Origin of the sequence: Pseudomonas sp. EA_5y_Pfl2_R50 (assembly GCF_963970475.1) — a bacterium.
Classification (GTDB): Bacteria; Pseudomonadota; Gammaproteobacteria; order Pseudomonadales; family Pseudomonadaceae; genus Aquipseudomonas.
The window spans coordinates 338702-364224 of sequence record NZ_CAXAPT010000001.1 but is presented as its reverse complement, the minus strand read 5'-3'; the positions used below and the strand labels follow the sequence as shown (position 1 = coordinate 364224).

Sequence of the window (25523 nt, the reverse complement as noted above, 5' to 3'; positions counted from 1 at the left end):
CGGGCTTTTTTTGTTGGCGCAATTATTCGACCATGGCGGCTTATTCAGGAAAACAGGAACACGCGTCATGTCCAACACAGCCGAGCGGGTCAGCATCGTCGACACTCAGGTGTTGTCCCACGACTGGTACCTGCTGAAGAAAATCACCTTCGACTATCACCGCAACAACGGCGAGTGGCAGCGTCAGACCCGTGAGGTCTACGACCGCGGTAATGGCGCAGCGATCCTGCTGTTCAACCGCGAGCAGCGCACCGTGGTGCTGACCCGGCAGTTCCGCTTGCCGGTGTTCGTCAATGGCCATGATGGCTTGCTGATCGAAGTGGCGGCCGGCTTGCTCGAAGGTGCTGCGCCGGAGCAACGGATTCGTGATGAAGCCGAGGAGGAAACCGGTTATCGCGTGCACCATGTGAAGAAAGTGTTCGAGGCCTACATGAGTCCGGGGTCGGTGACCGAGAAGCTGCACTTTTTCATAGCCGAATACGACGCGGCATCGAAGGTCAGCGACGGTGGCGGTCTGGAAGAAGAGACCGAAGAACTTGAAGTGCTGGAGTGGGGCTTCGACGAAGCGCTGGCGGCGTTTCAGCGCGGTGAGATCTGTGACGCCAAGACCATCATGCTGTTGCAGTATGCGGCGATGAATAGCTTGTTTACCTGATAAATCAAAAGATCGCAGCCTTCGGACGCTCCCGCAGGAAACGCCTTCCAGGGAGCTGCCGAAGGCTGCGATCTCTTGATCTGTTTTAACGGACTAAAACAGATCCCCGGTTTTGCCAGCCTGCGACCAGTCGCCCCCCTCCAGTGTCAGCAGGTGCTCTTTGGCCTTCAGACCTCCGGCAAAACCAGTGAGTTTTCCTGACGCGCCGATCACCCGGTGACACGGCGCGACAATGGAAATCGGGTTGCGCCCATTGGCTGCGCCCACCGCGCGAACCGCCGCGGGATGACCAATTTGTTCGGCGATCTGGCTGTAGCTGCGGGTTTCGCCAAACGGAATGGTCAGCAGCGCCGCCCAGACTTTTTTCTGGAAGTCGGTGCCGACGAAATCCAGTTCCAGTTCGAAGCCATTGCGCGTGCCGGCAAAATATTCTTCGAGCTGTCGTGCGGTCTTCTGCAGAACCGGATTGTCCGCCGCTTGACTCATGGGGCCCAGGCGTACCCGGTTTGGTTTGTCGTTTTCCCAGAGGATGGCCGCCAGTCGTGAACCGTTCGCGACCAGCTTCAGCTCGCCGACCGGCGAGGGCAGGGTGATGAACGTGTAGGGCATTTCGACAGACTCCGGCACACAGTGTGAACGGCGTCCAGCATACCGCCGGAGCCGGGAGGCGCAATACGCAAAGCCGACCATACTGCTTGTTGCTCCTGATGCGTTCCGGCTGTTTTGCACAGGCCCTGAAAACAAAAAAGAGACCGACTCATGAAGTACGAACCTTTTGCCAAATCGCTGATTGCGACCTCACTGGCGCTTAGCTGCCTCATGGCCCACGCCGCATCGGTGGCTCCGGTCGCCGCCGAGAACGGCATGGTGGTCACCGCGCAACATCTGGCCACTCATGTCGGCGTCGATGTATTGAAGAGCGGTGGCAATGCCGTCGATGCCGCAGTGGCGGTAGGTTATGCGCTGGCGGTGGTGTATCCCGCAGCGGGCAATCTCGGTGGTGGCGGATTCATGACCATTCAACTGGCGGATGGGCGCAAGACCTTTCTTGATTTCCGCGAAAAAGCCCCGTTGGCGGCGACCGCCAACATGTACCTCGACAAACAGGGCAACGTCGTTCCCGAGCTGAGTACCCGTGGCCATTTGGCTGTCGGCGTGCCGGGCACCGTCTCAGGCATGGAGCTGGCGCTGAGTAAATACGGCACCAAGCCGCGCAAGGAAATGATCGCCCCGGCGATCAAACTGGCGGAAGACGGCTTCACCCTGGAGCAGGGTGATGTCGAGCTGCTGGAATACGCCACTGACGTGTTCAAGAAGGACATGCGCGATTCCGGTTCGATTTTCCTGCACAACGGCGAGCCGATGCAGGTCGGGCAGAAACTGGTGCAGAAGGATCTCGGAAAAACCTTGCGCACCATTTCTGAAAAGGGCGCGGACGGCTTCTACAAAGGCTGGGTGGCTGACGCCATTGTCACTTCCAGTCAGGCCAACAAGGGCATCATCACCCAGGCCGACCTCGACAAATACAAGACTCGGGAGCTGGCGCCGGTGGAGTGCGATTACCGCGGCTACCATGTGGTCTCGGCACCGCCGCCAAGCTCCGGCGGGGTGGTGATCTGCCAGATCATGAACATTCTCGAAGGTTATCCGATGAAGGATCTGGGCTTCCATTCGGCCCAGGGCATGCACTACCAGATTGAAGCGATGCGCCATGCCTATGTGGATCGCAACAGCTATCTGGGTGATCCGGATTTCGTCAAGAACCCCATCGAGCATCTGCTCGACAAAAACTACGCGACCAAACTGCGTGACGCGATCCAGCCGCAGAAGGCCGGAGTCTCGGCTGAACTGAAACCCGGCGTGGCACCGCACGAAGGCAGCAATACCACGCATTATTCGATTGTCGACAAGTGGGGCAACGCGGTATCGGTGACCTACACGCTCAATGACTGGTTCGGTGCGGGTGTGATGGCGAGCAAGACCGGGGTGATCCTCAACGATGAGATGGACGACTTCACCTCCAAGGTCGGCGTGCCGAACATGTACGGCCTGGTGCAGGGCGAGGCCAATGCCATCGCTCCGGGCAAGGCGCCGTTGTCGTCGATGAGTCCGACCATCGTCACCAAGGATGGCAAAGTGGTGATGGTGGTCGGCACGCCGGGTGGCAGCCGTATCATCACCGCGACGCTGCTGACCATGCTCAACGTCATCGACTACGGCATGGGCCTGCAGGAAGCCGTGGATGCGCCGCGTTTCCACCAGCAATGGATGCCTGAGGAAACCAACCTGGAAGACTTCGCGGCCAGCCCCGACACGAAGAAAATCCTCGAGAGTTGGGGGCACAAGTTTGCCGGCCCGCAGGATGCCAACCACATCGCGGCGATTCTGGTCGGCGCGCCGTCGCTGGGTGGCAAACCGGTGGGTAAAAACCGTTTCTACGGCGCCAACGATCCACGGCGCAACACGGGCTTGTCACTGGGTTACTGAAGGGCGTAAAACGGGGACGGGCTTACGTCCGCCCCGGTTTCAAGGACTGATCAAGGAAGGCTCACCATGACCACCGCATTGCTGATCATCGACGTCCAGCGCACCCTCTGCTCGGGTGAATACCAATGCCACGACATCCACCGCGTGATCGACACCATCAACGATCTCAGCCGCCGTGCGCGCAAGGCTGACGTGCCAATCGTGCTGATCCAGCATGAGGAAAAGGACAGTCCGCTGGCCTATGGCGCTGAGGGCTGGCAACTGGCCGAAGGGCTTGAAACCTCACCCAAAGACTTGCGCGTGCGCAAGACCACCCCGGATTCGTTCTACCAGACCGACTTGCGCAAACTGCTGCCGAGTGAGGACTTCGAGCGTTTGGTCATCTGCGGGCTGCAAACCGATTACTGCGTCAACGCCACCGTGCGCCAGGCCCATCATCTGGGTTACGACGTGGTGCTCGTCGGCGACGCGCACTCCACCGTCGACAACGGCAACATGACTGCCGAAGACATCATTGCCGAACACAACAAGGATCTGGCGCATCTGACCGGCGCTACTGCTCGCGTCGACGTCAAACCCGCAGCCGACATCACGTTCTGATCACGACCCTTGCAGGAGCAAAGCTTGCTCCTGCATTCCGACATCACTCTTTCAATCACCAGGTCGCAATCGCGAGGCGGGGCTATGAATATTCAGGTACAGCGAGCCGATTCGACCCACCTGGAGGCCGTGGCGCAATTGTTCGATGCCTACCGGGGCTTTTATGAGCAACCGTCGCCTTTACGAATCCCTGGGTTATGTGCGCGATACCGGTTACTACACGTACCTGCTCGATCTGCGTCAGGGCTGACCGTACTCGCGCAGCAACCCCTCGATCTGCGCCAGCTCCCAGGTACTGAGCAGGCTCACCGGGTCGGTGCCGTAACGCTGCCATGACGCCAGTGAACCTTCATGGTCATCGGCATTGCGGGCGAATTCGCAGTGATGGAGGCGTTCGCCTTCGAAGTCCAGCAGCAGGCGCCAGCCCTCGATATCGACCATGACCATTGCGGTTTCGGCAGGCGCTTCACAGACCTTCAACACCAGCACGCCCAACGCCGCGTCACGCAAACGCTGCGACACTTCGCGGGCAGTCAGAAAAGATGACATGGTTGCACTCAGTGGATATTCAAGCGCGCCAGCATAAAGCGCAGATCGACAAGTGTCAGTGTTCACTGGCCCGATCCGCGACAATTCCGTAACATCCGCAACCTTCTTTTTTCCGAACATCTGCAGCTGCGCTCGACGGCTGCTCAATCAGGTAAGCCATGAAACCGATTCGTCTGCGCGCCGATGTCCTGGCCGGACTCACCACCTCGTTCGCCCTGTTGCCCGAATGCATTGCATTTGCGCTGGTGGCTCACCTCAATCCACTGATGGGCCTGTACGGCGCCTTCATCATCTGTACGTTGACCGCGTTGTTTGGCGGCCGTCCCGGCATGGTCTCCGGTGCCGCGGGTTCGATGGCGGTGGTGATTGTCGCGCTGGTGGTGCAACACGGCGTGCAGTATTTGCTGGCGACGGTGTTGCTCGGCGGTTTGATCATGGTGGCGTTCGGGTTGTTACGCCTGGGCAAACTGGTGCGCATGGTGCCGCACCCGGTGATGCTCGGATTCGTCAACGGTCTGGCGATCATCATTGCGCTGGCACAACTGGAGCATTTCAAGAGCGGTGAAGACTGGCTCAGCGGCACGCCGTTGTACCTGATGACCGGGCTGGTGGCGCTGACCATGGCCGTCGTCTACATCCTGCCGCGTCTGACCAAAGCGGTGCCGCCGGCATTGGTGGCGATCCTCGGCGTCGGCCTGCTGGTCTACCTGTTCGGCCTGCCGACCCGTACCCTCGGCGACATGGCGCACATCGCCGGCGGCCTGCCGACCCTGGCCTTGCCGGACATCCCGTGGAATCTGGAAACCCTGCGTATCATTGCGCCTTACGCGATTCTGATGGCGCTGGTTGGTCTGCTGGAAACCCTGTTGACCCTCAACCTCACCGACGAAATCACCGAAACCCGTGGCTACCCGGATCGCGAGTGCGTGGCGTTGGGCGCGGCGAATATGGTGTCGGGGGCGTTCGGTGGCATGGGCGGCTGCGCGATGATCGGCCAGACCGTGATCAACCTCAGCTCCGGCGGTCGCGGACGCTTGTCCGGTGTGGTCGCGGGTGTGCTGATTCTGCTGTTCATTCTGTTTTTGTCGCCGCTGATCGAGCGTATTCCGCTGGCAGCGCTGGTGGGCGTGATGTTCGTAGTGTCACAGCAGACCTTCGCCTGGGCCTCGCTGCGGGTGATCAACAAAGTACCGCTCAACGATGTGCTGGTGATTATCGCCGTGACCACCATCACCGTCTTCACCGATCTGGCCACCGCGGTGCTGTGCGGGATCATCATCGCCGCGCTCAACTTCGCCTGGCAGCAGGCCCGCGAACTGTACGCCGATGAGCATCTGGAAGCCGACGGCAGCAAACTCTATCGCCTGCACGGCACACTGTTCTTCGCCTCGACTACGCCGTTTCTCAATCAGTTCGACCCGGCCAACGACCCGCAGAAAGTGACGCTCGATTGCCGGCATCTGAGCTTTGTCGATTACTCGGCGATTGCCGCGCTGAAAACCCTGCGCGAGCGCTACACCAAGGCCGGCAAGCATCTGCAGGTGTTTCATCTGTCGGAGCGCTGCAAGAAACTGCTCAAACGTGCCGGCGTCGATCACGACTGACTGGGACGTCGATCAGTCCTTGAGCCAGGTTTTGCCCAGGATGCGCGAGACCTGCTCGGCGGAATAGGGCTTGGGCAGGAACTCATAACCTTCGTAACCGCTGCGCGCCAGTTCTTCGCTGTAGCCCGAGGTCAGCACCACGGGCAGATCCGGGCGTCGGCGGCGCAACTCCCTAGCCAGCGCGACGCCGCTGATGCCCGGCATGACCACGTCGGAAAACACCGCGTCGAACGCCATGGCATCGGCGCCCGCCAGTTGCAGCGCTTCTTCGGCGTTAGTGGCCCAGAGGGTTTCGTAACCCAGATCCTCGAGAATCTGCTGGGCGAAACGACCGACTTCCAGATTGTCCTCGACCACCAGCACCCGCCGCTGGATATCCACGGGCGGCAGTTTCCCGGTTTCGCTACCCTGCGGCGCGGCCACCACGCTGGCGTCGACTTGCGGCAGGTACAGGGTAAACACCGTGCCCTCGCCGACGACGCTTGAGACGTCGACGTTGCCACCCGATTGCTTGGCAAAACCGAACACTTGCGAGAGCCCGAGGCCGGTGCCTCTGCCGACAGCCTTGGTGGTGAAGAATGGTTCGAAAATATGCTCAAGGGTTTTCGCGTCGATGCCGATGCCGTTGTCGGCCAAAGTGATCGCCACGAACGGCGCGCTTGAGCCGGCATGCGCACGGATCACCGGTAATGGCTTGCCGCCCTCCAGGCGCAGCTTGAGCAGACCCTGACCGTCCATGGCATCGCGGGCATTGAGGGCAATGTTGATCAGCGCGGTCTCGAACTGGCTCAGGTCGGCGCGGATATAGCAGGGCTGGCTCGGGCGTTCGACGCTGATGTGAATTTTCGCGCCGGTGACCGATTCGAGCATCTCGCCAATGTTCGCTAGACGCTCGCCGGCATCGACGACTTCCGGGTTCAGTGGCTGGCGCCGGGCGAAGGCCAGCAACTGGCTGGTCAGTTTCGCGGCGCGCTCGACGGTGTCGGACACCGCGCGCATATAGCGCTGGCGCCGCTCGTCCGAGAGGTTCGGCAGCCGCAGGAAATCCACCGAAGAACGAATGATCGTCAGCAGATTGTTGAAGTCATGGGCCACGCCGCCGGTGAGCTGGCCGATGGCTTCGAGCTTTTGCGACTGGCGCAACGCCGACTCGGCGTGGGCCAGACGCACGCTGCGTTCCTCGACCCGTTGTTCCAGCGTGGCATTGAGTTCTGCCAGCGCCAACAGCCCCTGACGTACTTCGGCGTCGGCACGCACACGTTCGATGTGCGCCCAGCAGCGCTCGGCCACTTCGCTCAACAGCGCCTGCTCGAACGACGACCAGGTGCGCGGCACCTTGTCGTGAATGGCCATCAGCGCGGTCAGCCGGCCCTGCTTGATCAGCGGCACGCAAATGGTCGCGGCGAGGCCGATATCCTGGAACGTTGCCGACTCCTCTGGCGGCAGTTCGGCGCGATTGTCATGAATCACCAGCGGCTGGCCGGCGCGCAGCAAGGTCACGGCTTTTTCGCCGAAGTCGCGCAGGCTGTAGTGCCCGACGATGCTCGGGGAGCCGGCGGCGGCGAAGTCACCACGAATGGTGAAGCCGTCTTCGTCGGCATCCATGTCGGCGTAGGCGCAATTGGACAGGTTGAGTTGCTCGACCATCAGACGCGTGCTCGCGGCGAGAATCGACCTGGCGTCGCTGGCGTTGGTCACCGCGCTGCCGATTGCCTCCAGCACGACGAGGCGCTGGTTGAGAAAAACGGTATGGGTGGTTTCCGTGACGGTGTCGAGCAGGCCGACCACGCGGCCGAGGGAGTCACGGATCGGGCTGTAGCAAAAGGTGAAGTAAGCCTGTTCCGGGCCGCTGCCGCGTTCCACTATCAAGGGAAAGTTTTCGATGTAAGTGGCTTTACCGGCGAACGCCGCCTCGGCAATCGGACCGATGTCGCGCCAGGCTTCTTTCCAGATCGTGCTGAACGGACGCCCCAGCGCCGGCGGCTTGCGACCGAGGATCGGCTTGAACGCGTCGTTGAAGATCGTGATCAGTTCAGGGCCCCAGACAATCGCCTGCGGAAAATGCGAAGCGAGACTCAACGAAACGGTGGTCTTGAGCACATCAGGCCAGTGTTCCAGCGGGCCAAGGGGCGTGTTCGCCCAGTCGTGACCGCGAATCTGTTCGGCCATCTCGCTGTTGTCTTGCAACCATTGTGTCATAGGGGGCGTGTCGTTCCTGACGTCAGCATGTGTAGAAAGACCGTTACGGGTGATCAAGGTTTCAGTACGCCGGAGGGCGTCCTTGCACTGCAGTGGATTCGGGTCTTTGTACATCATGGCACGATGTGCAAGACAAAACGATTTGTGGCGAGGGCGCCGGCGTCCTCGCCACAGGTTTCGATCAGGCGTTTGTCACGCGTCGATGGCGGGGAAGTCAATGTCCGTCAGCGCGGTGTTGTTCAGGTAGTTGGTCAGGGTCTGAACCGCTACCAGGGCGATCACTTCGATCATTTTAACGTCATCGATACCGGCGGCGTGGGCGGCGGCAATCTGCGTGTCGCTCAGGTGGCCGCGGCGCTCGGTCAACTGGCGGGCGAGTGCGGCATAAGCATTGAGTTCGCCCTCGCGCGCAGCGACGATGTCCGGCGCCGACAGACCCGACTTGCCGGCAAACAGCGTGTGCGCCGCGAGGCAATAGTCGCAGCCGTTGACTTGCGACGTCGCGAGGTACACCGCTTCTTTTTGCTGGGCGCTCAGCGAGGTCTTGCCGAGGATGGCCGAGGCTTGCACATAGGTGTCGAGGGCAACCGGCGCTCTGGCCAGTGTCGCGAACAGGTTCGGCACAAAGCCGATCTTCCTTTTCACGCCTTCCAGCACGGTGCGGGTGGCGTCGGTGGCGGTGTCGAGGCTGATGACGTTGATGCGGCTCATGGTGATGCTCCGAAAGTCCGGTGCGAAGTGCGCCGGCGATGGAGTGAATGGTAGGCACGGCGGGTAGCGCTTTGGCGGCAAATCGTCGACGATATGCGACAGATCGTCCAGACATGTCGACGGGAGTCACCCATGGATCGTTTGTCCACGTTGCTCAGCCATTTCGGCGTAAACGCCGGAACCTTTCACAGCGGCACGTTCTGCGGTGTCGCTCTGCATGAGGGCGAACCCGTCGGCCATGTGCATCTGTTGCAAGCGGGTGAGTTGCTGATCAAGGCGGGCAATGAACGCGAGATGCATCTGACTGAACCGTCGCTGATTTTCTTTCCCCGACCGTTTGCCCATCGGATGTTTGCTGACGAAGCCATGCACAGCCAGGTGGTGTGCGCGACGCTGACCTTTGACGGTGGCTCGGGCAATGCCCTGGCCGCCGCACTGCCGGATTATCTGGTGCTTGAACTGACTGAAATCCCCGAACTGGCCAGCACGGTCGAGTGGCTGTTCAGGGAAGCCTTCGAGGGGCATTGCGGGCGGATGGCGGTGATGGATCGGCTGTTTGAGCTCTTGGTGATTTTGCTGTTGCGTCATCTGATCAGCAGCCGTGAACAGCAACCGGGCATGATCGCCGGGCTGGCGGATGTACGCTTGTCCCGAGCCTTGAACCTGATGCATGAGCAACCGCACACGCCGTGGAGCGTGGCTGAGCTGGCGAGCGTCGCGAATATGTCCCGCGCCAGTTTTGCCGAGCAATTTCGCCGCGTGGTCGGGCAGACGCCCGCCGATTACCTGCTGAGCTGGCGGGTCAGCCTGGCGCAGAAGCGACTGCGCGAAGGCAAGCCGATTGCGTTGATCGCCGAGGAGGTCGGTTACGAAAGTCCCTCGGCGCTGGCGCGGGCGTTTCGGCGCAAGACCGGGCTCAGTCCACGGGAATGGAAGGCCGGTGCCTGAGGATCATTTGGCGAATTTCTTTGCCCCGGCGACGCACAGGATCACGCCCAGCGTCACCGCGAGCATGCCGAGGCTGACCTGTTCATGCAGCAAGGTTGCCGCCAGGGCCAGGCCGAAAAACGGTTGCAGCAACTGCAACTGACCGACTGCAGCGATCCCGCCCTGGGCCAGACCGCGATACCAGAACACGAACCCGATCAGCATGCTGAACAACGACACGTAAGCCAGGCACAGCCACGCCGACAGGCTGATCTGCCTGAGCGAGACGGGTGCCAGCCAGACACTCGACAGCGCCATCAGCGGCAACGACAGCACCAGCGCCCAGCAAATCACCTGCCAGCCGCCGAGGCTGCGCGACAGCTTCGCGCCTTCGGCATAGCCGAGGCCGCAGGCGAGAATCGCCGCCAGCATCAGCAAATCGCCAGTGGGCGAAGCGGTCAGGCCTTGAGCTGATGCGTAACCCACCACCAGCGAACTGCCCAGCACGGAAAAAAACCAGAACACCGGCCGTGGCCGCTCGCCGCCTCGCAGCACGCCGAAAATCGCCGTGGCCAAGGGCAGCAATCCGACAAACACAATCGAATGTGCCGACGTGACGTGTTGCAGCGCCAGCGCTGTGAGCAGCGGAAAACCGAGCACCACGCCCAGCGCCACGATCAACAATGACAGCCACTGATTGCGCGCCGGACGTCGCTCGCGAAACAACCACAACAGCGCAACGGCCAAAACGCCGGCGATGGCCGCGCGCACCACCGTGAGAAATACCGGGTCGAATTCCAGCACCGCCAGCCGCGTCGCTGGCAGCGAGCCGCTGAAGATCACCACGCCGATAAAGCCGTTGATCCAGCCGCTGGTTTTTTCCAGGGCCGGGGTGGTCAGGTTCGAGGTTTGTTCCATGTCAGGTCGCGCTCGGCAGTGGGGTTGCGTTGCGATCATCGTAGGATCGAGAATCAGCACAATCAAAAAATTGTCATGGATACATCGAGCATGCCGCGTTCGCGCTACAAAAACATCGTTGATGCCTACGCGGCAGATATTCGCGGCGGGCGCCTTGCGCCGGGTACGCGCTTGCCGACTCACCGGCAATTGGCGGCGCAGGAGGGGCTGGCGTTGGTCACAGCGTCGCGGGTCTATGCGGAGCTGGAGGCGATGGGCCTGGTCAGCGGCGAAACCGGGCGCGGCACCTTCGTGCGCGAAACCGTGTTGTCGCCGGGGCAGGGCATCGATCAGAAAGACGTGGCGGTGGGCATGATCGACCTCAACTTCAACTACCCATCGTTGCCTGGTCAGGCGGAGTCATTGCGCACCGCGTTGCGGCAATTGGCGTTGTCCGGTGATCTGGAAGCTTTGCTGCGATATCAGCCCCACGCCGGTCGCAGCCACGAGCGCGCGTCGGTGGCGCGGCATCTGCTCGCGCGCGGCGTGCAAGTCGATGCCGCGCAAGTGCTGATCGTCAACGGCGCCCAGCAAGGGTTGGCCGTGACGCTGATGGCGTTGCTCAAACCCGGTGATGTGATTGCCGCCGATGCGCTGACCTATTCCGGCTTTAAAGTGTTGGCTGAGGCGCTGCACCTGGAAGTCGTGGCGATCCCGGTCGGCGCCTATGGGCCGGATCTTCAGGCCCTGGAAAAACTCTGCCGCAGCCGCTCGGTCCGCGCCGTGTACAGCATGCCGACCCTGCATAATCCGCTGGGTTGGGTGATGCCGTTAGCGGCGCGCGAACACTTGGTGGCAATCGCCCGACAGCATGATCTGACGATTATCGAAGACGCGGCCTATGCGTTTCTTGTGGAAGATCCACCGACGGCGCTGGTGCAATTGGCGCCGGAGCGCACCGTGTACGTGTCCGGTCTTTCGAAGAACATCGCCACCGGTCTGCGCGTCGGCTTCATCGCCGCGCCGCAGCCCTCGGTGCCGGCGCTGGAGCGCATCATCCGCGCCACCACCTGGAACACCCCCGGCGTGATGACGGCCATTGCCTGTGGCTGGCTCGATGACGGCACGGTCGGCGTGCTGGAAGAGCACAAACGCAGCGATGCCAAGGCGCGGCAAGCACTGGCGGCCAACGTGCTGAAGGGATTGCCGTACATCGGTCATCCGGCTTCGTATTTCCTGTGGCTGCCCTTGCCGGAAGACGTGCGCGCCGATCAGATCGTGGTGGCGTTGATGCACGAGCAGATTTCCGTCACCACCGCCGAGCCGTTTGCCGTATCGGCGAATGTGCCCCACGCGATTCGTCTGGCGTTGGGTTCGGTGGAGATGGAGGTTCTGCGCCAGGCCTTGACCAAGGTCAGACAGATCATCGGCGCTTACCTGTAAAAACAAATGCTACCCTTGCGCCGCCCGATTTACGCCGAACCGGAACACTCGATGAAAAACACCGCACGCCTGTCCCTCGTCCTGTTAACCGCCGTGCTGTTCAGCCCGCTCAGCCACGCTGCGGGTGATCCTCAAGCCGGGGCGAAAATCTTCCCGCGCCTGTGCGGTGGCTGCCATCAGGTCGGTGAGTCAGCCCGTCCAGGTTTCGGCCCGCCACTCAATGCCATCATCGACCGGCCCGCTGGCACATCGGCGAACTATGTGTACTCGGATGCGATGAAAAACTCGGGGCTGACCTGGAACCGCGAAACGCTGATCGCTTATTTGAAAGACCCGAAGGGCGTGGTGCCGGGCACGCGGATGATTTTCTGGGGCCTGAGTGATGAGGAGAAAGTCGAAAACCTGCTGGCTTATCTGCAGAGTTTCGATGCCGACGGGCACGCTCCGGACAATATTCCTCAACCGTGAAAGCTGTGGGCCCGGCGGTGCAATCGTCAGACTGGTCTGGCCGCTTTTTTTGCGCTATTGCTAACGCACCGGCACACCGCCGCTCACTGGGAGCACACCATGAAATCATTGCTGTTGGCCGCGCCGCTGTTACTCGCCACCGGATTGGCCCAGGCCGCGATCCCGATGTTCAACGCCACCTGTCCGGGCAAGATCGAAGTCCACGCCGATGAGGGCGGGCCGATCTACATCAACGGCAAGGAAGGCAAGCTGAAGAAATTCAACGACAACTACTTCGAAGCCAAGGGCGCTGGCGTGACCATTTCCTTGAGCATCAATCCCGATGGTTCGGCCGGGGTGTCGTACACCGGCAAGAACAGAGCCAACGGCATGTGCGAGGTGAAAAAGGGCTGATCACGCCACCTGATTACGGCCTGCAGCTTTCGCTTTGTACAACTGCTGATCGGCGCGCTTGATCAGTGCTGCGTGGCTGTTGTCTGCCGGATCGGCGAGGCCGACGCCGATGCTCACCGTCACCCGTTCGACAACGGGGAAGATAGCATCGGCAATCGCCGCACGAACCTTTTCGGCGACCACCTCTGGCGTGTCCGGTTGAGCGATTTCCGGAAGCAGCACGGCAAACTCTTCGCCGCCGTAACGGGCGACGAAATCGGTGGTGCGCAGGCTGCTTTGAATCAGCGCTGCCAACTGCTTGAGCACGTCATCACCGATGGCATGTCCGTGGGTATCGTTGATCCGTTTGAAGTGGTCGGCGTCGATCAGCAGCAGCGCAAACGGGCGACCGGTGCGTCGGGACAGCAGCGTGTATTCGGTAAGTTTTTCGTCGAAGCGGCGACGGTTGTAAACGCCGGTCAAGCCATCGTGAACGGCCAGACTCAGCAGCTCAGCGTTGGCCTGGGTGAGGGCGGCCGTGCGCTGTGCGACAGTGTCCTCCAGCGAGGCGTTGGCCTCTTGCAGCTCACGCTCTTTGCCGAGCAGCGATTGCGTCATGGCATCGAGTGACTGGCCGAGCTGGGCAATTTCCTGCACGGGATGGTCCAGTGGAAAACGCGCACCGGGTTCATTGCGTTGCACCTGTTTGGCCGAACGCGCGAGCTGCTCGATCGGGCGGCTCAGGTACAGCGCCAGGTAATACGCCACCAGACCGAAGAGCACGGCTGCAGCGACGCCCAGAATCAGCAATTTATACATGAGCAGGCGCGCCGGCTGCAGCGCGGTTTCCAATGGCTGGCGCACGGCAATCGACCATGACAGCGCGGTGCTCGAGGGTGTCGGCACAGTGACCATGCTGGTCAGGTAACCGTTGCCCACCGACCAGCCCGGCGCAGGTGAATTATTCGCCGCCAGTTGCTGGCCCATCAGCGCTTCGGGGTACAGCACCTTGCCGTCGTGATCGACGATCAGCGCTTCGATGTCCGGTGCGGAATTCTTGTGGGAGAACGCCGCCGACTCGACAATCCGCGTCACCCAGCTCCAGTGCGCGTGGGCGCCCAGCACGCCGATCACCTGACCCTCGGCATTGTGAATCGGCGCGGCGAAATCGATGAAACGCAGCGGTTCACCATTCGTCATGTCCGGCAGCAACTTGGCCAGCAGCACGGCTTCATGAGGATCGCCGGTGTATTCGCCACGCAGGCCAGCCTGAAACCACGGGCGCTGTTGCACTGATTGACCGACCAGCAAGTTGTTCACGGCTTGATGCACGTTGCCGTTGGCGTCGGTCACGCCCATCCACGCATACTCGGTGCGGGCCTGAGTGCGCAATTGCATCGATTTCAGAATCGCCGGGTTATCCAGATCACCCCGTTCCAGATGCGGAGCGCGGCTGAGCAGATAAACCTCCAGTTGCCGCTCGCGCAGTTGCTCACCCAGCAACGAGGCGGCTGAACGGGCGGTGTTGAGCAAGGCATTGCCACTGGCCTGTTTCATTTGTTCGGTGGCGATATGGCCGACGTAGAAACCCACGCTCAATAGCGTCAACAGGGACAAACCGGCGAACCAGAGGGTGAGGTGGCTACGCAGACTGGCTTTGAGCATGGGCGATGAGGGTCTGTCTTGATTGGCGTAGCGCCATGGTATGCGACATGGCCGACGGGCTGCCAGCGAAGCGGCAAAATGAAAGTTGTCGGGATTGATACCAGTACGCCATCATTTTCGGTAAGGTGTGCGCCGCCCGAGAGACGGATCACGGGCGTTTTCCTATGGAGTTTTTTCAGTGAAATACCTCAGCAAAGTAGTCGCCGCTGCACTGTTCGGTGCGGTTCTGGCAGGTTGCACCGGCACCCCGATGAACACCCAGCATTACGACAGCAACCAATACACCGTGATCGGCCACAGTGAAGCAACGGCCACCGGCCTGCTGCTGTTCGGCGTTATTCCGATCCAGCAGAACAACCGCTTCGTGCGCGCCCAGAACGCCGCGATCAAAGCCAAGGGCGGCGACGCCATGATCAACACCCAGGTTCAGGAAAACTGGTTCTGGGCCTGGGTCCTGACCGGTTACACCACCAAGATTTCCGGTGACGTGGTCAAGCTCAAAACCGTGCAATAAGCACCGGTTGAACGCAGAAAAGCCCGGCTGATCAGGCCGGGCTTTTTCGTTGGGTTGCGGTAAAGCTATCGAGTCATGCGACGCGGCGTTCGATCAGCCGATCCGAACCGCCCTCGGCCACACGGCGTTCGATCAGCCGATCCGAACCACCCTCGGCCACACGGCGTTCCAGCAGCCGATCCGAACCGCCCTCGGCCACACGGCGTTCGATCAGCCGATCCGAACCGCCCTCAGCCACACGGCGTTCGATCAGCCGATCCGAACCACCCTCGGCCACACGGCGTTCGATCAGCCGATCCGAACCGCCCTCGGCCACACGGCGTTCGATCAGACGATCCGAACCGCCCTCAGCCACACGACTTTCAATCAACTTGTCCGAACCGCCTTCGGCGATCAGGGTATGCGCCGGGGTGGCGGCAAAAGCGTTAACTGCGAAAACCGAGAATGCGATGCCGAGAAGGGTTTGGCGTTTCATGATCGTGTGCTCCAGAAGTGTTGTTTGGTTGTCTGGAGCCGATGTTACGCCGTGGATTTTTTATGAGAACTTCATTGACATGATGGTGACTATCGACGTCAGCAATGTTTGCCACAACCCCCGATTCAGAGCGCTGGCGCACGCACACACAGCTCGCCGGTGGCGCGGGTAAGCGCCAGTTCATGCAATGCATCACCGCTCAAACCGCTGCGCGCCTGTGCCAGCCATGCCGGGCAGTTGGGGTCGCGACGATACGGCACGAACTCGGCGTACTGCTGCAACAGCCGGGTTTGCAGTTCATCCAGACGCGGACGAATCTGCTGACCCAGATCCGGGCGCGGCGTGTCCGGCGCGGCACCCGCCGCTTGCCATTGCGCGAGCAGACCGTATTGCACCAGTTTATTGGCCTCCATCTGCGCCGCGAGCAACTGCGCAACATCCTCCACATCAAGCTTGCGCTCCGCCGCCAGCGTGCGCGCATTGGCGATGACCTGCGCTTCACGCGGGCTGTCCTGGATCGGCTTGCCGCTGTCCCATTTGGTCAGCGCGACGAGGTCACCGATGTTCAGGCGTTCGTTGAGGGTCTGCAGCAACGGCGCCAGGCTTTCAGGTGGCGCGGCAACGGGGGCTGCGTGAGCATTGGTGCCGAGCAGGGCGAGCAGAGTGCCGGTCAGAAAAATTGGAACGTGGCGCATGAACAGGGCCTCACAGATGAAAGGGCAAAAGGCTGTTGTTTACCACAGCCATCGCCCGACACCTACCTGCCGATGTTTGCGAGGCCCCCATCAACACGGATCTGAAATGTTAATTGCACCCCGCGAGCAACTCACCGAAGCTATCCTCCATTAGCCTCCCGCCGTCGAGATGGACCTCCATTCAATGCAAACCGCCGCTGTCACCAGGCCCCTCTGGCAAACCTACCTGCTGTTTCTCGCGCCGATGGTGTTGTCGAACTTCCTGCAATCGATGTCGGGGACGGTCAACAGCATTTACATCGGGCAGATGCTCGGCACCCAGGCGCTGGCGGCGGTATCGGGGATGTTTCCGGTGGTGTTCTTTTTCATCGCGCTGGTGATCGGCCTGGGCGCGGGTGCTGGTGTGTTGATCGGTCAGGCCTGGGGTGCGCGGGAGTTGCACAGGGTCAAGGCGATTGCCGGGGCGACGCTGTTGCTCGGGGTGTTGATCGGTCTGATGGCGGCGGTGCTCGGCAGTGTATTTGCGCGGCAGGCGCTGACCGGCTTGGGCACACCGGCGGACGTTCTCGACGATGCGGTGGCGTATGCCCATGTAATGATGTGGATTTTGCCGTCGATGCTGGTGTTCGTGCTGTTCACGCAATTGCTGCGCGGGGTCAGTGACACGCTGTCGCCGCTGCTGGCGCTGATCGTCTCGACCAGTGTCGGGCTGGCGCTGACGCCGGCGTTGATTCGCGGCTGGTTCGGTTTACCGCAGATGGGCATTCAAAGCGCGGCGTATGCCGGGCTGGCGGGCAATCTGGCGGCGATGGCATGGCTGGCGTGGCGGCTGATCCGCAAGGGCCATCCGCTGGCGCCTGACCGTGAGTTCTTCGCGGCATTGCGGCTCAACCGTGCAATTCTTGGCAAGGTCTTGCGCATCGGCCTGCCGACCGGGGTGCAGATGATTGTGCTGTCGCTGTCGGAGCTGGTGATTCTGGCGCTGGTCAATCAGCACGGTTCGCAAGCGACCGCGGCGTATGGAGCGGTGACGCAGATCGTCAATTACGTGCAATTTCCGGCGTTGTCGATTGCGATTACCGCGTCGATCCTTGGCGCCCAGGCCATCGGTGCCGGACAGCTGGAGCGCATGGCGCCGATCCTGCGCACCGGGCTGTTGATCAACGTCTGCCTGACCGGTGGTTTGATTGTGCTGGGTTATCTGCTCTCGCACTGGTTGCTTGGACTGTTCCTCACCGAAGACTCGACGCGGGCAATGGCCGAGCACTTGCTGCACATCATGTTGTGGAGCCTGCTGGTGTTCGGTTTTCAGGCGATCATCGGCGGCATCATGCGCGCCAGCGGCACGGTGCTGGTGCCGGTGATCATCGCGATTGTCTGCGTGGTCGGCGTGCAGTTGCCGGCGGCGTACTGGCTGGATGGGCATTACGGTTTGCAGGGTGTGTGGATGGCGTTTCCGATAGCGTATCTGGGCATGTTGCTGTTGCAGACGCTGTATTACAAACGGGTCTGGCAGCACCAGAAGATCGAGCGGCTGGTGTAGCCGCTGGCGCAAGCGGCGGATGTTTGCTTAAGTCAATCGAGGCCCTCGACGGCAAGCGCTGCCCGGAGAATCCCATGTCGATCCGATTGCTGCTGGTTGCCGCGTGTTGGCTGTGCGCCGTTCCTGCCGCGCAAGCCGTCGAGTACACCCGGGTCAACACCGAAGCCAGTCAGATCAGTTTCACTTACAACCAGATGGGCTCGCGGATGTTCGGCACCTTCGGCCAGTTCGAGGCGTCGCTGAACTTCGATACCGACAACCTCAGCAGTGCCCATACCACCTTGCACATCGACCTCAACAGCATCAATGCCGGCAGCGAGGACGCCAATACCGAGCTGGTGAAACCGGCGTGGTTCGACACCAGGAACTTCCCCGTGGCAACTTTTCAATCGCGCCGGTTCACCCAAGTGGGCCAGCATCGCTACCTGATCGACGGGCAACTGACCCTCAAAGGTATCACCCGCAATGTGCAGGTGCCGGTGGAATTGAAACCGGATAGCGCCATTGGCATTTTTGATGGCGAGCTGGTGCTCAAGCGCGATGAGTTCGGTTTGGGCGCAGGGGAGTGGGCGGACACCGTGGTGTCCAAAGACATCGCCATCAAGTTCAAGGTGGTCGCGCCGCAGCAGTGACAGTGGTGACGCCCACCTTTTCGATCATGGCCCAAGGGTGGGTTTTTGCGAGGCAGCTGCCGGGCGCAGGCATCAGACGCGGTATGATGTCGCGGTTTTCCGCCGGAGTTCAGCCGCCATGCCACGCATCACCCACTACAAAACCCCTTGCCCTGAAAGCGTCAACAGCCAGATTCTGCAAATGGTGGTCGACTACCTGACGGACATCAGCGCGGTCGGGCTCGGCCCGAGCAACCTGCTGTACAACGTCTATCAGTACGCAGTGGGCTATGAGGTGCATCTGTATCTGGAGGCGTTGAACGGCGACAAGGGCACCGAGGTGGAATTGCTGGTCGCGACCGCTGAAGACGACCCGGATCTGGTCATCGGTTTTGTGCTGTATCTGCCGGTGCAGGGCGATTGGGAAGCATGCAGCGTCGCCTACATGGCGGTGCGCGAAGGCCATCGGCGGCAGGGCGTGGCGCGGGCGCTGCTGGGCGAAATGGTCGGGCGTTATCCTCACGCCGAACTGGCGTGCACGGTGGGCAAAGTCCCGTATTTCGAAGCCTTGGGTTTCGAGGTGATCGGTTCGCGTGAAACACAAGTGCTGATGAGCACCCGCAACTACCGCAGCAACGGCCTGCGCGGTTTCATCGACACCACGCCGATTTACCGCTCGCTGGAAGTCCAGCAGATCCACACATACCTGCTGCAGAAAAACAGCAAGCGGGCCATGCTCGACGCCGAGAAACAGCGCGACCGCCATCTGGATCAGACCACCCGCCAGGTCGAAGAATTTGTCCGCCGGCGCCTGACCGTGCACTGATCTGACTGCAACAAAACAAGCCCTTGGTGCGAATTCGCAGCAAGGGCTTTTTTGTCGCCGCGCTGTCAGCCGGGTTTGACGTTCAGGGTGATGCGCGGGGTGAACAGGTTGTTGCCCCGGGTTGCGGCTCGCGGCAGCTCCACGGATCAAGCGCGAGGGGGCCAGCCTGCTCTGCCGAGGGCGGCGTGCTCGCCTCTCGATGGGCCGTTCGATGCCGTTCACGCCCACCCATTCTCTGATTCAAACCGATCACACTGCAGGACGGTCAGGCAGTGCGCTGGAAAACCAACGCTTTGAGGCCGCTTTGCGGGTCGATATCCGGAAACTCTGGCGGATTCTCCAGCCGCCGCTCGAATTGCAGACTCGGTGCTTGCTCGGTCACGCCATCAATCAGGAAATCCGGACCAAATGCCGGGTCATTCATGCACGCCAGCACCGTGCCTTGCGGCGTCAGCAGTTCCGGCAAGCGGCGCAGCACGCGCTGGTAATCCTTGGTCAGCAGAAAGCTGCCTTTCTGAAACGACGGCGGATCGATGATCACCAGATCATAGGGGCCGCTGTTGATCACCTTGCCCCACGACTTGAACAGGTCGTGGCCAAGGAAGCTGACTTTGCTCAGGTCATGGCCGTTCAAACGGTGATTGTCGCGCCCGCGACTCAGGGCTGCGCGGGACATATCGAGATTGACCACATGGCTTGCGCCGCCCTCGATGGCCGCCACGGAGAAACCGCAGGTGTAGGCAAACAGGTTCAGCACACGCTTGCCGCTGGCGTGTTCGCGCACCCAGTTACGCCCGTAACGCATGTCGAGAAACAGCCCGGCATTCTGCTTGCGGCCCAGGTCGACGCGATATTGCAGGCCGCCTTCGACGATGGTCATTTCGTCGATCTCGTCACCCAGCAACCATTCGGCCGTACTCTGTGGCAGGTAGCGATGCTGGATCAACAGGGTGTGCGCGCCGCACTGCTGCCACTCGGCCGAAACGCTGATCGACAGCAGCAAGGCCTTGAGATTTTCCAGCTGCTCAGGGGCCGGTTCCTTGAACAGCGAGACCAGCACCACGCCTTGCAGCCAGTCCACGGTCAGTTGCTCCAGGCCCGGCCAGCAGCGTCCGCGCCCGTGGAACAGGCGACGGGTTTCGCTCGGCGCCGTCGCAAGCGCGGGCAGCAAATGGGCGTGGAGGGTGGCGAGGGCTTCAGGGTTCATCGGTCACGGTCGGCAAGCAAAAGGGCCGGCATTTTAACCACAAATACGCCATCGCGAACGGTTGTCGCGGGCCGCCGAATACGCCGTTTCGGAAAAGAGCTGTATCAAAAATGAATTTCTGCAGAGCGGGCTGCTCATACCAGATAAGCAGCGGATTGAAGCCGCTAGATCGTTAATGCAATTTCAGGGAGTTCCGTTCCATGTGCCCAACACCGACAGCGGACACGCACCTTCCTGGCGGGTTGATTCTGGTCGTTGAAGATGATCCGTTGATTCTGGAGTTTCTCTGCGAAATTCTTCAGGAGGAAGGTTTCAAGGTTGTATCCCATGAGAGTGCCGACGCAGCATCACAATACCTTGAGGAGCACGCGCCGGAAGTGGCACTGCTGCTCACCGACATCACCATGCCCGGCACTCTCAATGGCGCTGATCTGGCGAACCTTGTGGGCGATCGCTGGCCGGACAAGCCGGTGATGGTCATGTCCGGTTATGAAACGCCAGAAAGTTCCGGGGTCAAGCATTCGGTGGCGTTCATCAAAAAGCCCTGGGCCATAGGCCAACTGCTCGACTGCGTAGACAGCGCGTTCAAGTCCAAGGCTCCGCGTCTGCACTGACAAGTGCTACATTGCCGGGCAAATTCTGCCCGGCCCCTTGCCAGAGGATGCGACCCTTTGTCTGCTCACGATGCTCTGTTCAACCGCGCGTTCGGCGCGTTTCTGTTTGACATGGACGGTACTGTCCTCAACTCCATTGCCGCGGCCGAGCGCATCTGGTCTGCCTGGGCCGTGCGACATGGTGTGGACGTTGCGACGTTCCTGCCGACCATTCACGGTGCGCGGGCCATCGACACGATCAATCGGCTGAACCTGCCGGGGGTCGACGCGCAGGCGCAAGCGGCGTTCATCACCGAGGCTGAAATCGAAGACGTGGAAGGCATCGTTGAAATCCCCGGTGCGGCGGCATTTCTCAACTGCCTGCCGGCGGATCGCTGGGCGATGGTGACCTCGGCACCACGGGATCTGGCGTTGCGGCGCATGGCGGCAGCGGGGATTCCCGAGCCGGCGGTGATGATTACCGCTGAAGACGTGAAGGCTGGCAAGCCTGATCCAGCGGGCTATCGTCTGGCCGCGAAACGCCTTGGGCTGGAACCGCGAGATTGCCTGATTTTCGAAGACGCCACGGTGGGCATTCAAGCCGCCGAGGCGGCCGGGGCGCCGTTGATGATCATCACCAACACTCATCAGCATCCGCTGCAAACGGCACACGCGACATTGGCGAGCTATGAAGCGCTCAGCGTCACGGTCGACAGCGACGGCCAGTTGCGCCTGCAACCCATCCCCTGACATCCAGGGGATCAAAGGTGCCCTCAATACCGAAAGTCCACCACAAAACCTGTGGGAGCGAGCTTGCTCGCGAAGGCGTCAGATCATTCAAGATCACCTTTGACTGATCCAGCGCTTTCGCGAGCAAGCCCGCTCCCACAGGGGGGGCATTTCAAGGTTGGATTCAGGCGTTTTCGATCAGGCTCTGCCGGCAGTCGAGCAACAGTTTGGCCCCGCCCAGATCGCTGCCGCCGACTTCAAGACTGAAGCCATGCAAGCTGACAATCGCCGCCACAATCGATAGCCCCAAGCCAAAGCCGCTTTGCGGCTGTCCACCCTCGGCGCGATAGAAACGCTGGAATACCGCCTCGCGTTCGGACTCGGGAATCCCCGGGCCTGAGTCGTGCACTTCTATTCGCGTCTGCCCACCCGCGTTGACCCCGCGCAACATCACCGTGCCGCCGGGCGGCGTGAACTTGATGGAGTTGCTCAGCAGGTTCGCCAGCGCCTCGAACAGCAACGCGCGGTCGCCATTGAGCAGCGGCAAGGTTTCGGGCATGTTCAGCTCGAAACGCAGTGCGCCTTCTTCTGCCAGCGGCAGATAAAACGCGTGCAGTTCTTCCAGCAATTGCACCGGATCGAGTTCGACGAACCCGGAGCGGCGCTGGCGATCCTCCAGCTCGGAAATTCGCAGCAAACCGCGAAACCGCGCCATCAGCGTATCCGCTTCCGCCAGCACCAGATCCAGTTGCGCCGCTTCCTGCGAGCCTTCGCTGGCCTGCTGTTGCATGCGATACAACTGCGCGCGAAGACGGGTCAGCGGCGTGCGCAAATCGTGGGCGATGTTGTCGCAGACGCCTTTGACTTCATTCATCAAGCGCTCGATGCGTTCGAGCATGGCGTTGACGATGGCGGCGAGCATGTCCAGTTCATCGCGGCGATTGGACAGCGGCAGGCGATGAGTCAGGTCGCCGGCAACAATTGCCTGGGCGCTGTCCTGAATCGCCCGAATCCGCCGCAGTGGCCGACGCCGCAGCAGATGCCAACCGGCAATCCCCGGCAGAATCGTCAGCGACACGCCCCAGAACAACGCATGCAAAATGATCCGCGTCACCGCAAACAGCGAGCCGTTGTCGCGCAGCAATACCAGCCAGCGACCGTCGCGGGTTTGCGTGGCGACGGCGTCGCAGCTGTCATTGGGCAGGGTCGGGTCGTCGGAGTTGGCGCATTCGGCGAGCATGTGGATCTTGCCGTCCAGCGGCAGGCCTTCGGGGATCTGCTGGAGCGCGCCGCCGAGGTAAACGCCCTCGGCATCGAACAGGCCATAGGCGTCGATACCGCGAATGTCGAAGGTCATGCTGGCGGCGAGCGCTTCTTCCAGTTGTTCGCCGCGAAAGTGCGAAAACAGATGCTGACGTTGCATCAGCGAATGTTTGGCGAGGTTGTCGAGGTAACCGGACACCTCGTAGTACATGACCCCCATGAGGATCGCGCTCCAGGCCACGAACAGCGAACTGTACAGCGCCAGTAAACGACTGCTGGAAGAACGCCAGCCGTCAGACGGGTTCGGCAATGACATAACCCGAGCCCCGTACCGTGCGGATCAGCGGAACGTTGCCCGCTGCGTCGATTTTCTTGCGCAGACGGCCGATGTGCACGTCGATCAGGTTGGTCCCCGGGTCGAAGTGATAGCCCCAGACCTCCTCGAAAATCATCATTCGCGAGAGAATCTGGCCGCTGTTGCGCATCAGGAATTCGAGCAACTTGTATTCGGTCGGCAACAGCGTCAGCACCTGCTCGGCGCGGCGAGCTTCGTGGCTGATCAAATCCAGCTCGAGGTCAGCCACCTGCAACGTCGTTGCCTGGGTTGCGACGCTGTTCTGCCGGCGCAGCAAGACTTCGACCCGCGCGGCCATCTCATCGGTGGCGAAGGGTTTGGTCAGGTAGTCATCGCCCCCGGCGCGCAAACCGCGCACGCGTTCATCGACATCGGAAAGGGCGCTGATCATCAGGATCGGCGTGGCCACGCCCAGGGTACGCAGGGTGGTGACGATGGCGAGGCCATCGAGCTCGGGCAACATGCGGTCGAGAGTGATCAGGTCGTAGTTGCCGCTCACGGCACGGTCGAGGCCTTCGCGGCCATTGTCGACCCAGTCGACGTCGAGCCCGTGGCTGCTCAGTTCGGCGACGATTTCCCGCGCGGTCACGGCGTCGTCTTCGATGGTCAAGATACGAGTCATAGGCAGGCCTGCTGATCGGTTCAAACGGAATGGCTGCATTTTGCCAAGAAAATCCGCGCACGCTTTAAATTAACTTTCATGTTGAGCTGTCACAAACGCAAATTTCGGCGCCTGTTGACCTTTACCGCCAGTGCATAAAACCCGCTGCTCGGAGGCCCTTGTTGCAATATGCATGGTCCTGGGAAGTTCATCTTTTCTAACTGATTGAAATACAAGGATTTATTTAATTTCTGAGACTGGCACGGTCACTGCAATTCCTCCGATGACGAGTTGTAACACTATTTTTCATGCCTGGAGCAGAACAACAATGAATAGATCTTCTGATGGTTTTTATCCTGCCGCCGAAGAGTCGAGCAGCGTTTCGGGCGTGTCCTGGGGCGCGATTTTCGCAGGTGCGGCGGCTGCCGCAGCGCTGTCGATGATTCTGGTCCTGCTCGGGTTCGGTTTGGGTTTCTCTGCCGTTTCACCATGGGCCGGGGAGGGCGTCAGCGCCAAGGGCCTGGGTATTTCGACAATCATCTGGTTAGCGGCGACGCAGATCATCGCTTCCGGCATGGGTGGCTACATTGCCGGTCGTCTGCGGGTGAAGTGGGCAAACATGCACGGTGATGAGGTGTATTTCCGCGACACCGCGCACGGCTTCCTCGCCTGGTGTGTCGCTACGCTCGTGACCGCCGTGCTGGTCGTCGGGTCCGTCAGTAGTGTCATCAGTGGTGGCGTGCAGGCCGGGGCAAGTCTCGCCGGCGGTGCAGCCGGTGCCATGACGCAAGCGGCCGGTACTGCCGCCGCCAACACCGACAGCAATCAGTACGGTTACTACATCGACAGCCTGTTCCGCGATGATCGTCCGGCCTCGGTCAGCGATGACGCCGCACACGGCGCAGTCGCCCGCATCTTCGCGCAAAGTCTGGCTAACGGTCAGCTCAGCGCCGAGGATCGTGCCTACCTCGCACAACTCGTGGCCCAGCGTACCAACCTGAGTCAGGCCGACGCCGAACGTCGTGTCGACGAGATCTATGCGCGCACGCAGAAAGCCCTCGCCGACGCCAAGGTAAAAGCCCAGCAAGCCGCTGATACCGCCGCCAAAGTCGCTGCCTGGACTTCGCTGTGGATGTTTATCTCGCTGTTGGCCGGTGCTTTCTTCGCCAGTTTTGCTGCCACCTTCGGCGGTCGTCGTCGGGATGCCGTCGAGTACGTCGAAGTCGACACCTACACCACGACCACTCCAGTCCGTTAAACAAGGAGCTACACCATGCGCTCATTACTGCTGTTTTTCCTCGGCGTACCGATCCCGATCATTATCCTGATCGCCCTGTTCGTGCACTGATCCCTCTGAGGCAGGATGCCTCTGCCGCTTTTACCTTCGGGTCAAAGCGGCTTTTTGCTTTCTGGCGGTCGCATTGAACAATCCGACGGTTTTCACTGGCCTGGATCAATATTTCGTGGGGGGATATCGCCTAACGTGAATGATCCAGGCCTTTGCTGAGGCATGAGCTACAGTGCTTGTCGCGCA

Annotated in this window: 26 protein-coding genes and 1 pseudogene; 16 read left to right on the top strand and 11 right to left on the bottom strand. The window is 61.0% G+C overall.

All coding sequences use genetic code 11. The annotated features are described in order from the left end of the window. Positions 1-67: 67 nt before the first annotated feature. Entirely contained in the window at positions 68-655 is a 588-nt protein-coding gene (locus AACY19_RS01610) for an NUDIX domain-containing protein (RefSeq protein ID WP_339447290.1), read from the top strand. A gap of 93 nt (positions 656-748) precedes the next feature. On the opposite strand, the gene AACY19_RS01605 is transcribed toward AACY19_RS01610, so the two are convergent. Beyond that, on the bottom strand, positions 749-1264 hold the full coding sequence (locus AACY19_RS01605; protein ID WP_339447872.1) for a methylated-DNA--[protein]-cysteine S-methyltransferase: 516 nt from the start codon (positions 1262-1264) through the stop codon (positions 749-751). Between the two features lie 150 nt (positions 1265-1414). Between AACY19_RS01605 and ggt the strand changes: the two genes are divergently transcribed. The 3 genes and pseudogenes from ggt to AACY19_RS27785 all read left to right on the top strand — a co-directional run. Next, positions 1415-3142 (top strand): gamma-glutamyltransferase, encoded by a 1728-nt coding sequence (gene ggt, locus AACY19_RS01600; RefSeq protein ID WP_339447288.1) that lies wholly within the window; start codon positions 1415-1417, stop codon positions 3140-3142. A 66-nt stretch (positions 3143-3208) separates the two neighbouring features. Further along, positions 3209-3742, top strand: a complete 534-nt coding sequence (locus AACY19_RS01595; protein ID WP_339447286.1) for a cysteine hydrolase family protein — start codon at positions 3209-3211, stop codon at positions 3740-3742. 172 nt (positions 3743-3914) lie between these two features. Continuing rightward, positions 3915-3992, top strand: a pseudogene (locus AACY19_RS27785) (GNAT family N-acetyltransferase); the annotation flags it as partial. Here the strand turns inward: AACY19_RS27785 and AACY19_RS01590 are convergent. Then, on the bottom strand, positions 3983-4291 hold the full coding sequence (locus tag AACY19_RS01590; protein WP_339447284.1) for a DUF7693 family protein: 309 nt from the start codon (positions 4289-4291) through the stop codon (positions 3983-3985). The pseudogene AACY19_RS27785 and the gene AACY19_RS01590 overlap by 10 nt on opposite strands. Before the next feature lie 158 nt (positions 4292-4449). On the opposite strand from AACY19_RS01590, the gene AACY19_RS01585 reads away from it, so the two are divergent. Further along, positions 4450-5895 carry a SulP family inorganic anion transporter gene (locus AACY19_RS01585; RefSeq protein ID WP_339447281.1) on the top strand — a complete coding sequence of 482 codons (1446 nt, stop codon included), beginning with the start codon at positions 4450-4452 and terminating at the stop codon, positions 5893-5895. Between the two features lie 12 nt (positions 5896-5907). On the opposite strand, the gene AACY19_RS01580 is transcribed toward AACY19_RS01585, so the two are convergent. Then, the gene (locus tag AACY19_RS01580) at positions 5908-8094 is read right to left on the bottom strand and encodes a GAF domain-containing protein (RefSeq protein ID WP_339447279.1); all 2187 of its coding nucleotides are present in this window, start codon (positions 8092-8094) and stop codon (positions 5908-5910) included. A gap of 192 nt (positions 8095-8286) precedes the next feature. Continuing rightward, positions 8287-8805: a carboxymuconolactone decarboxylase family protein gene (locus AACY19_RS01575; protein WP_339447278.1), complete on the bottom strand. Its 519-nt coding sequence runs from the start codon at positions 8803-8805 to the stop codon at positions 8287-8289. A gap of 132 nt (positions 8806-8937) precedes the next feature. Between AACY19_RS01575 and AACY19_RS01570 the strand changes: the two genes are divergently transcribed. Further along, complete coding sequence (locus tag AACY19_RS01570) at positions 8938-9753, top strand: AraC family transcriptional regulator (protein ID WP_339447276.1); 816 nt, start codon at positions 8938-8940, stop codon at positions 9751-9753. A gap of 3 nt (positions 9754-9756) precedes the next feature. Here AACY19_RS01570 and AACY19_RS01565 read toward each other — a convergent pair whose 3' ends face one another. Further along, positions 9757-10650: a DMT family transporter gene (locus tag AACY19_RS01565; protein ID WP_339447274.1), complete on the bottom strand. Its 894-nt coding sequence runs from the start codon at positions 10648-10650 to the stop codon at positions 9757-9759. A 90-nt stretch (positions 10651-10740) separates the two neighbouring features. Between AACY19_RS01565 and AACY19_RS01560 the strand changes: the two genes are divergently transcribed. The 3 genes from AACY19_RS01560 to AACY19_RS01550 all read left to right on the top strand — a co-directional run bounded on the left by AACY19_RS01560 (position 10741) and on the right by AACY19_RS01550 (position 12933). Next, positions 10741-12072: an aminotransferase-like domain-containing protein gene (locus AACY19_RS01560; RefSeq protein ID WP_339447272.1), complete on the top strand. Its 1332-nt coding sequence runs from the start codon at positions 10741-10743 to the stop codon at positions 12070-12072. A 51-nt stretch (positions 12073-12123) separates the two neighbouring features. Beyond that, complete coding sequence (locus tag AACY19_RS01555; protein ID WP_339447270.1) at positions 12124-12540, top strand: c-type cytochrome; 417 nt, start codon at positions 12124-12126, stop codon at positions 12538-12540. Between the two features lie 99 nt (positions 12541-12639). Next, complete coding sequence (locus tag AACY19_RS01550) at positions 12640-12933, top strand: hypothetical protein (RefSeq protein ID WP_339447268.1); 294 nt, start codon at positions 12640-12642, stop codon at positions 12931-12933. On the opposite strand, the gene AACY19_RS01545 is transcribed toward AACY19_RS01550, so the two are convergent. Next, entirely contained in the window at positions 12934-14577 is a 1644-nt protein-coding gene (locus tag AACY19_RS01545; RefSeq protein ID WP_339447266.1) for a sensor domain-containing diguanylate cyclase, read from the bottom strand. Positions 14578-14755: 178 nt separating this feature from the next. Here AACY19_RS01545 and AACY19_RS01540 point away from each other — a divergent pair, with 178 nt between their 5' ends. Continuing rightward, positions 14756-15091: a hypothetical protein gene (locus AACY19_RS01540; RefSeq protein ID WP_339447264.1), complete on the top strand. Its 336-nt coding sequence runs from the start codon at positions 14756-14758 to the stop codon at positions 15089-15091. A gap of 73 nt (positions 15092-15164) precedes the next feature. On the opposite strand, the gene AACY19_RS01535 is transcribed toward AACY19_RS01540, so the two are convergent. Together AACY19_RS01535 and AACY19_RS01530 are read right to left on the bottom strand one after the other, a co-directional pair. Beyond that, positions 15165-15566, bottom strand: a complete 402-nt coding sequence (locus AACY19_RS01535) for a hypothetical protein (protein ID WP_339447262.1) — start codon at positions 15564-15566, stop codon at positions 15165-15167. A gap of 125 nt (positions 15567-15691) precedes the next feature. Continuing rightward, a complete protein-coding gene (locus AACY19_RS01530; RefSeq protein WP_339447260.1) occupies positions 15692-16261 on the bottom strand; it encodes a chorismate mutase in 570 nt (189 codons plus the stop codon). A gap of 184 nt (positions 16262-16445) precedes the next feature. Between AACY19_RS01530 and AACY19_RS01525 the strand changes: the two genes are divergently transcribed. From AACY19_RS01525 to AACY19_RS01515, 3 genes are all read left to right on the top strand, one after another. Then, the gene (locus AACY19_RS01525; protein WP_339447258.1) at positions 16446-17804 is read left to right on the top strand and encodes an MATE family efflux transporter; all 1359 of its coding nucleotides are present in this window, start codon (positions 16446-16448) and stop codon (positions 17802-17804) included. Positions 17805-17878: 74 nt separating this feature from the next. Further along, positions 17879-18436 (top strand): YceI family protein, encoded by a 558-nt coding sequence (locus tag AACY19_RS01520; protein WP_339447256.1) that lies wholly within the window; start codon positions 17879-17881, stop codon positions 18434-18436. Between the two features lie 118 nt (positions 18437-18554). Further along, positions 18555-19241 carry a GNAT family N-acetyltransferase gene (locus AACY19_RS01515; RefSeq protein WP_339447254.1) on the top strand — a complete coding sequence of 229 codons (687 nt, stop codon included), beginning with the start codon at positions 18555-18557 and terminating at the stop codon, positions 19239-19241. A gap of 265 nt (positions 19242-19506) precedes the next feature. Here AACY19_RS01515 and AACY19_RS01510 read toward each other — a convergent pair whose 3' ends face one another. Then, positions 19507-20448 carry a class I SAM-dependent methyltransferase gene (locus AACY19_RS01510; RefSeq protein ID WP_339447252.1) on the bottom strand — a complete coding sequence of 314 codons (942 nt, stop codon included), beginning with the start codon at positions 20446-20448 and terminating at the stop codon, positions 19507-19509. Positions 20449-20648: 200 nt separating this feature from the next. On the opposite strand from AACY19_RS01510, the gene AACY19_RS01505 reads away from it, so the two are divergent. Both AACY19_RS01505 and AACY19_RS01500 read left to right on the top strand, forming a co-directional pair. Further along, positions 20649-21062, top strand: a complete 414-nt coding sequence (locus AACY19_RS01505) for a response regulator (protein ID WP_339447250.1) — start codon at positions 20649-20651, stop codon at positions 21060-21062. Positions 21063-21119: 57 nt separating this feature from the next. Beyond that, positions 21120-21791, top strand: a complete 672-nt coding sequence (locus AACY19_RS01500) for an HAD family hydrolase (RefSeq protein WP_339447248.1) — start codon at positions 21120-21122, stop codon at positions 21789-21791. 163 nt (positions 21792-21954) lie between these two features. On the opposite strand, the gene AACY19_RS01495 is transcribed toward AACY19_RS01500, so the two are convergent. After that, a complete protein-coding gene (locus tag AACY19_RS01495; protein ID WP_339447246.1) occupies positions 21955-23349 on the bottom strand; it encodes a sensor histidine kinase in 1395 nt (464 codons plus the stop codon). Next, positions 23327-24010, bottom strand: a complete 684-nt coding sequence (locus AACY19_RS01490) for a response regulator transcription factor (protein WP_339447244.1) — start codon at positions 24008-24010, stop codon at positions 23327-23329. The genes AACY19_RS01495 and AACY19_RS01490 overlap by 23 nt, the downstream gene beginning before the upstream one ends. A gap of 307 nt (positions 24011-24317) precedes the next feature. Between AACY19_RS01490 and AACY19_RS01485 the strand changes: the two genes are divergently transcribed. Continuing rightward, positions 24318-25247 (top strand): hypothetical protein, encoded by a 930-nt coding sequence (locus AACY19_RS01485; protein WP_339447242.1) that lies wholly within the window; start codon positions 24318-24320, stop codon positions 25245-25247. Positions 25248-25523: the final 276 nt, after the last annotated feature.

Excerpts from the sequence above, each read along its gene's own strand:
- AACY19_RS01610 (WP_339447290.1), top strand. The coding sequence starts at position 68 with ATGTCCAACACAGCCGAGCGGGTCAGCATCGTCGACACTCAGGTGTTG.
- AACY19_RS01605 (WP_339447872.1), bottom strand. The coding sequence starts at position 1,264 with ATGCCCTACACGTTCATCACCCTGCCCTCGCCGGTCGGCGAGCTGAAG.
- ggt (WP_339447288.1), top strand. The coding sequence starts at position 1,415 with ATGAAGTACGAACCTTTTGCCAAATCGCTGATTGCGACCTCACTGGCG.
- AACY19_RS01595 (WP_339447286.1), top strand. The coding sequence starts at position 3,209 with ATGACCACCGCATTGCTGATCATCGACGTCCAGCGCACCCTCTGCTCG.
- AACY19_RS01590 (WP_339447284.1), bottom strand. The coding sequence starts at position 4,291 with ATGTCATCTTTTCTGACTGCCCGCGAAGTGTCGCAGCGTTTGCGTGAC.
- AACY19_RS01585 (WP_339447281.1), top strand. The coding sequence starts at position 4,450 with ATGAAACCGATTCGTCTGCGCGCCGATGTCCTGGCCGGACTCACCACC.
- AACY19_RS01580 (WP_339447279.1), bottom strand. The coding sequence starts at position 8,094 with ATGACACAATGGTTGCAAGACAACAGCGAGATGGCCGAACAGATTCGC.
- AACY19_RS01575 (WP_339447278.1), bottom strand. The coding sequence starts at position 8,805 with ATGAGCCGCATCAACGTCATCAGCCTCGACACCGCCACCGACGCCACC.
- AACY19_RS01570 (WP_339447276.1), top strand. The coding sequence starts at position 8,938 with ATGGATCGTTTGTCCACGTTGCTCAGCCATTTCGGCGTAAACGCCGGA.
- AACY19_RS01565 (WP_339447274.1), bottom strand. The coding sequence starts at position 10,650 with ATGGAACAAACCTCGAACCTGACCACCCCGGCCCTGGAAAAAACCAGC.
- AACY19_RS01560 (WP_339447272.1), top strand. The coding sequence starts at position 10,741 with ATGCCGCGTTCGCGCTACAAAAACATCGTTGATGCCTACGCGGCAGAT.
- AACY19_RS01555 (WP_339447270.1), top strand. The coding sequence starts at position 12,124 with ATGAAAAACACCGCACGCCTGTCCCTCGTCCTGTTAACCGCCGTGCTG.
- AACY19_RS01550 (WP_339447268.1), top strand. The coding sequence starts at position 12,640 with ATGAAATCATTGCTGTTGGCCGCGCCGCTGTTACTCGCCACCGGATTG.
- AACY19_RS01545 (WP_339447266.1), bottom strand. The coding sequence starts at position 14,577 with ATGCTCAAAGCCAGTCTGCGTAGCCACCTCACCCTCTGGTTCGCCGGT.
- AACY19_RS01535 (WP_339447262.1), bottom strand. The coding sequence starts at position 15,566 with ATGAAACGCCAAACCCTTCTCGGCATCGCATTCTCGGTTTTCGCAGTT.
- AACY19_RS01530 (WP_339447260.1), bottom strand. The coding sequence starts at position 16,261 with ATGCGCCACGTTCCAATTTTTCTGACCGGCACTCTGCTCGCCCTGCTC.
- AACY19_RS01525 (WP_339447258.1), top strand. The coding sequence starts at position 16,446 with ATGCAAACCGCCGCTGTCACCAGGCCCCTCTGGCAAACCTACCTGCTG.
- AACY19_RS01520 (WP_339447256.1), top strand. The coding sequence starts at position 17,879 with ATGTCGATCCGATTGCTGCTGGTTGCCGCGTGTTGGCTGTGCGCCGTT.
- AACY19_RS01515 (WP_339447254.1), top strand. The coding sequence starts at position 18,555 with ATGCCACGCATCACCCACTACAAAACCCCTTGCCCTGAAAGCGTCAAC.
- AACY19_RS01510 (WP_339447252.1), bottom strand. The coding sequence starts at position 20,448 with ATGAACCCTGAAGCCCTCGCCACCCTCCACGCCCATTTGCTGCCCGCG.
- AACY19_RS01505 (WP_339447250.1), top strand. The coding sequence starts at position 20,649 with ATGTGCCCAACACCGACAGCGGACACGCACCTTCCTGGCGGGTTGATT.
- AACY19_RS01495 (WP_339447246.1), bottom strand. The coding sequence starts at position 23,349 with ATGTCATTGCCGAACCCGTCTGACGGCTGGCGTTCTTCCAGCAGTCGT.
- AACY19_RS01490 (WP_339447244.1), bottom strand. The coding sequence starts at position 24,010 with ATGACTCGTATCTTGACCATCGAAGACGACGCCGTGACCGCGCGGGAA.
- AACY19_RS01485 (WP_339447242.1), top strand. The coding sequence starts at position 24,318 with ATGAATAGATCTTCTGATGGTTTTTATCCTGCCGCCGAAGAGTCGAGC.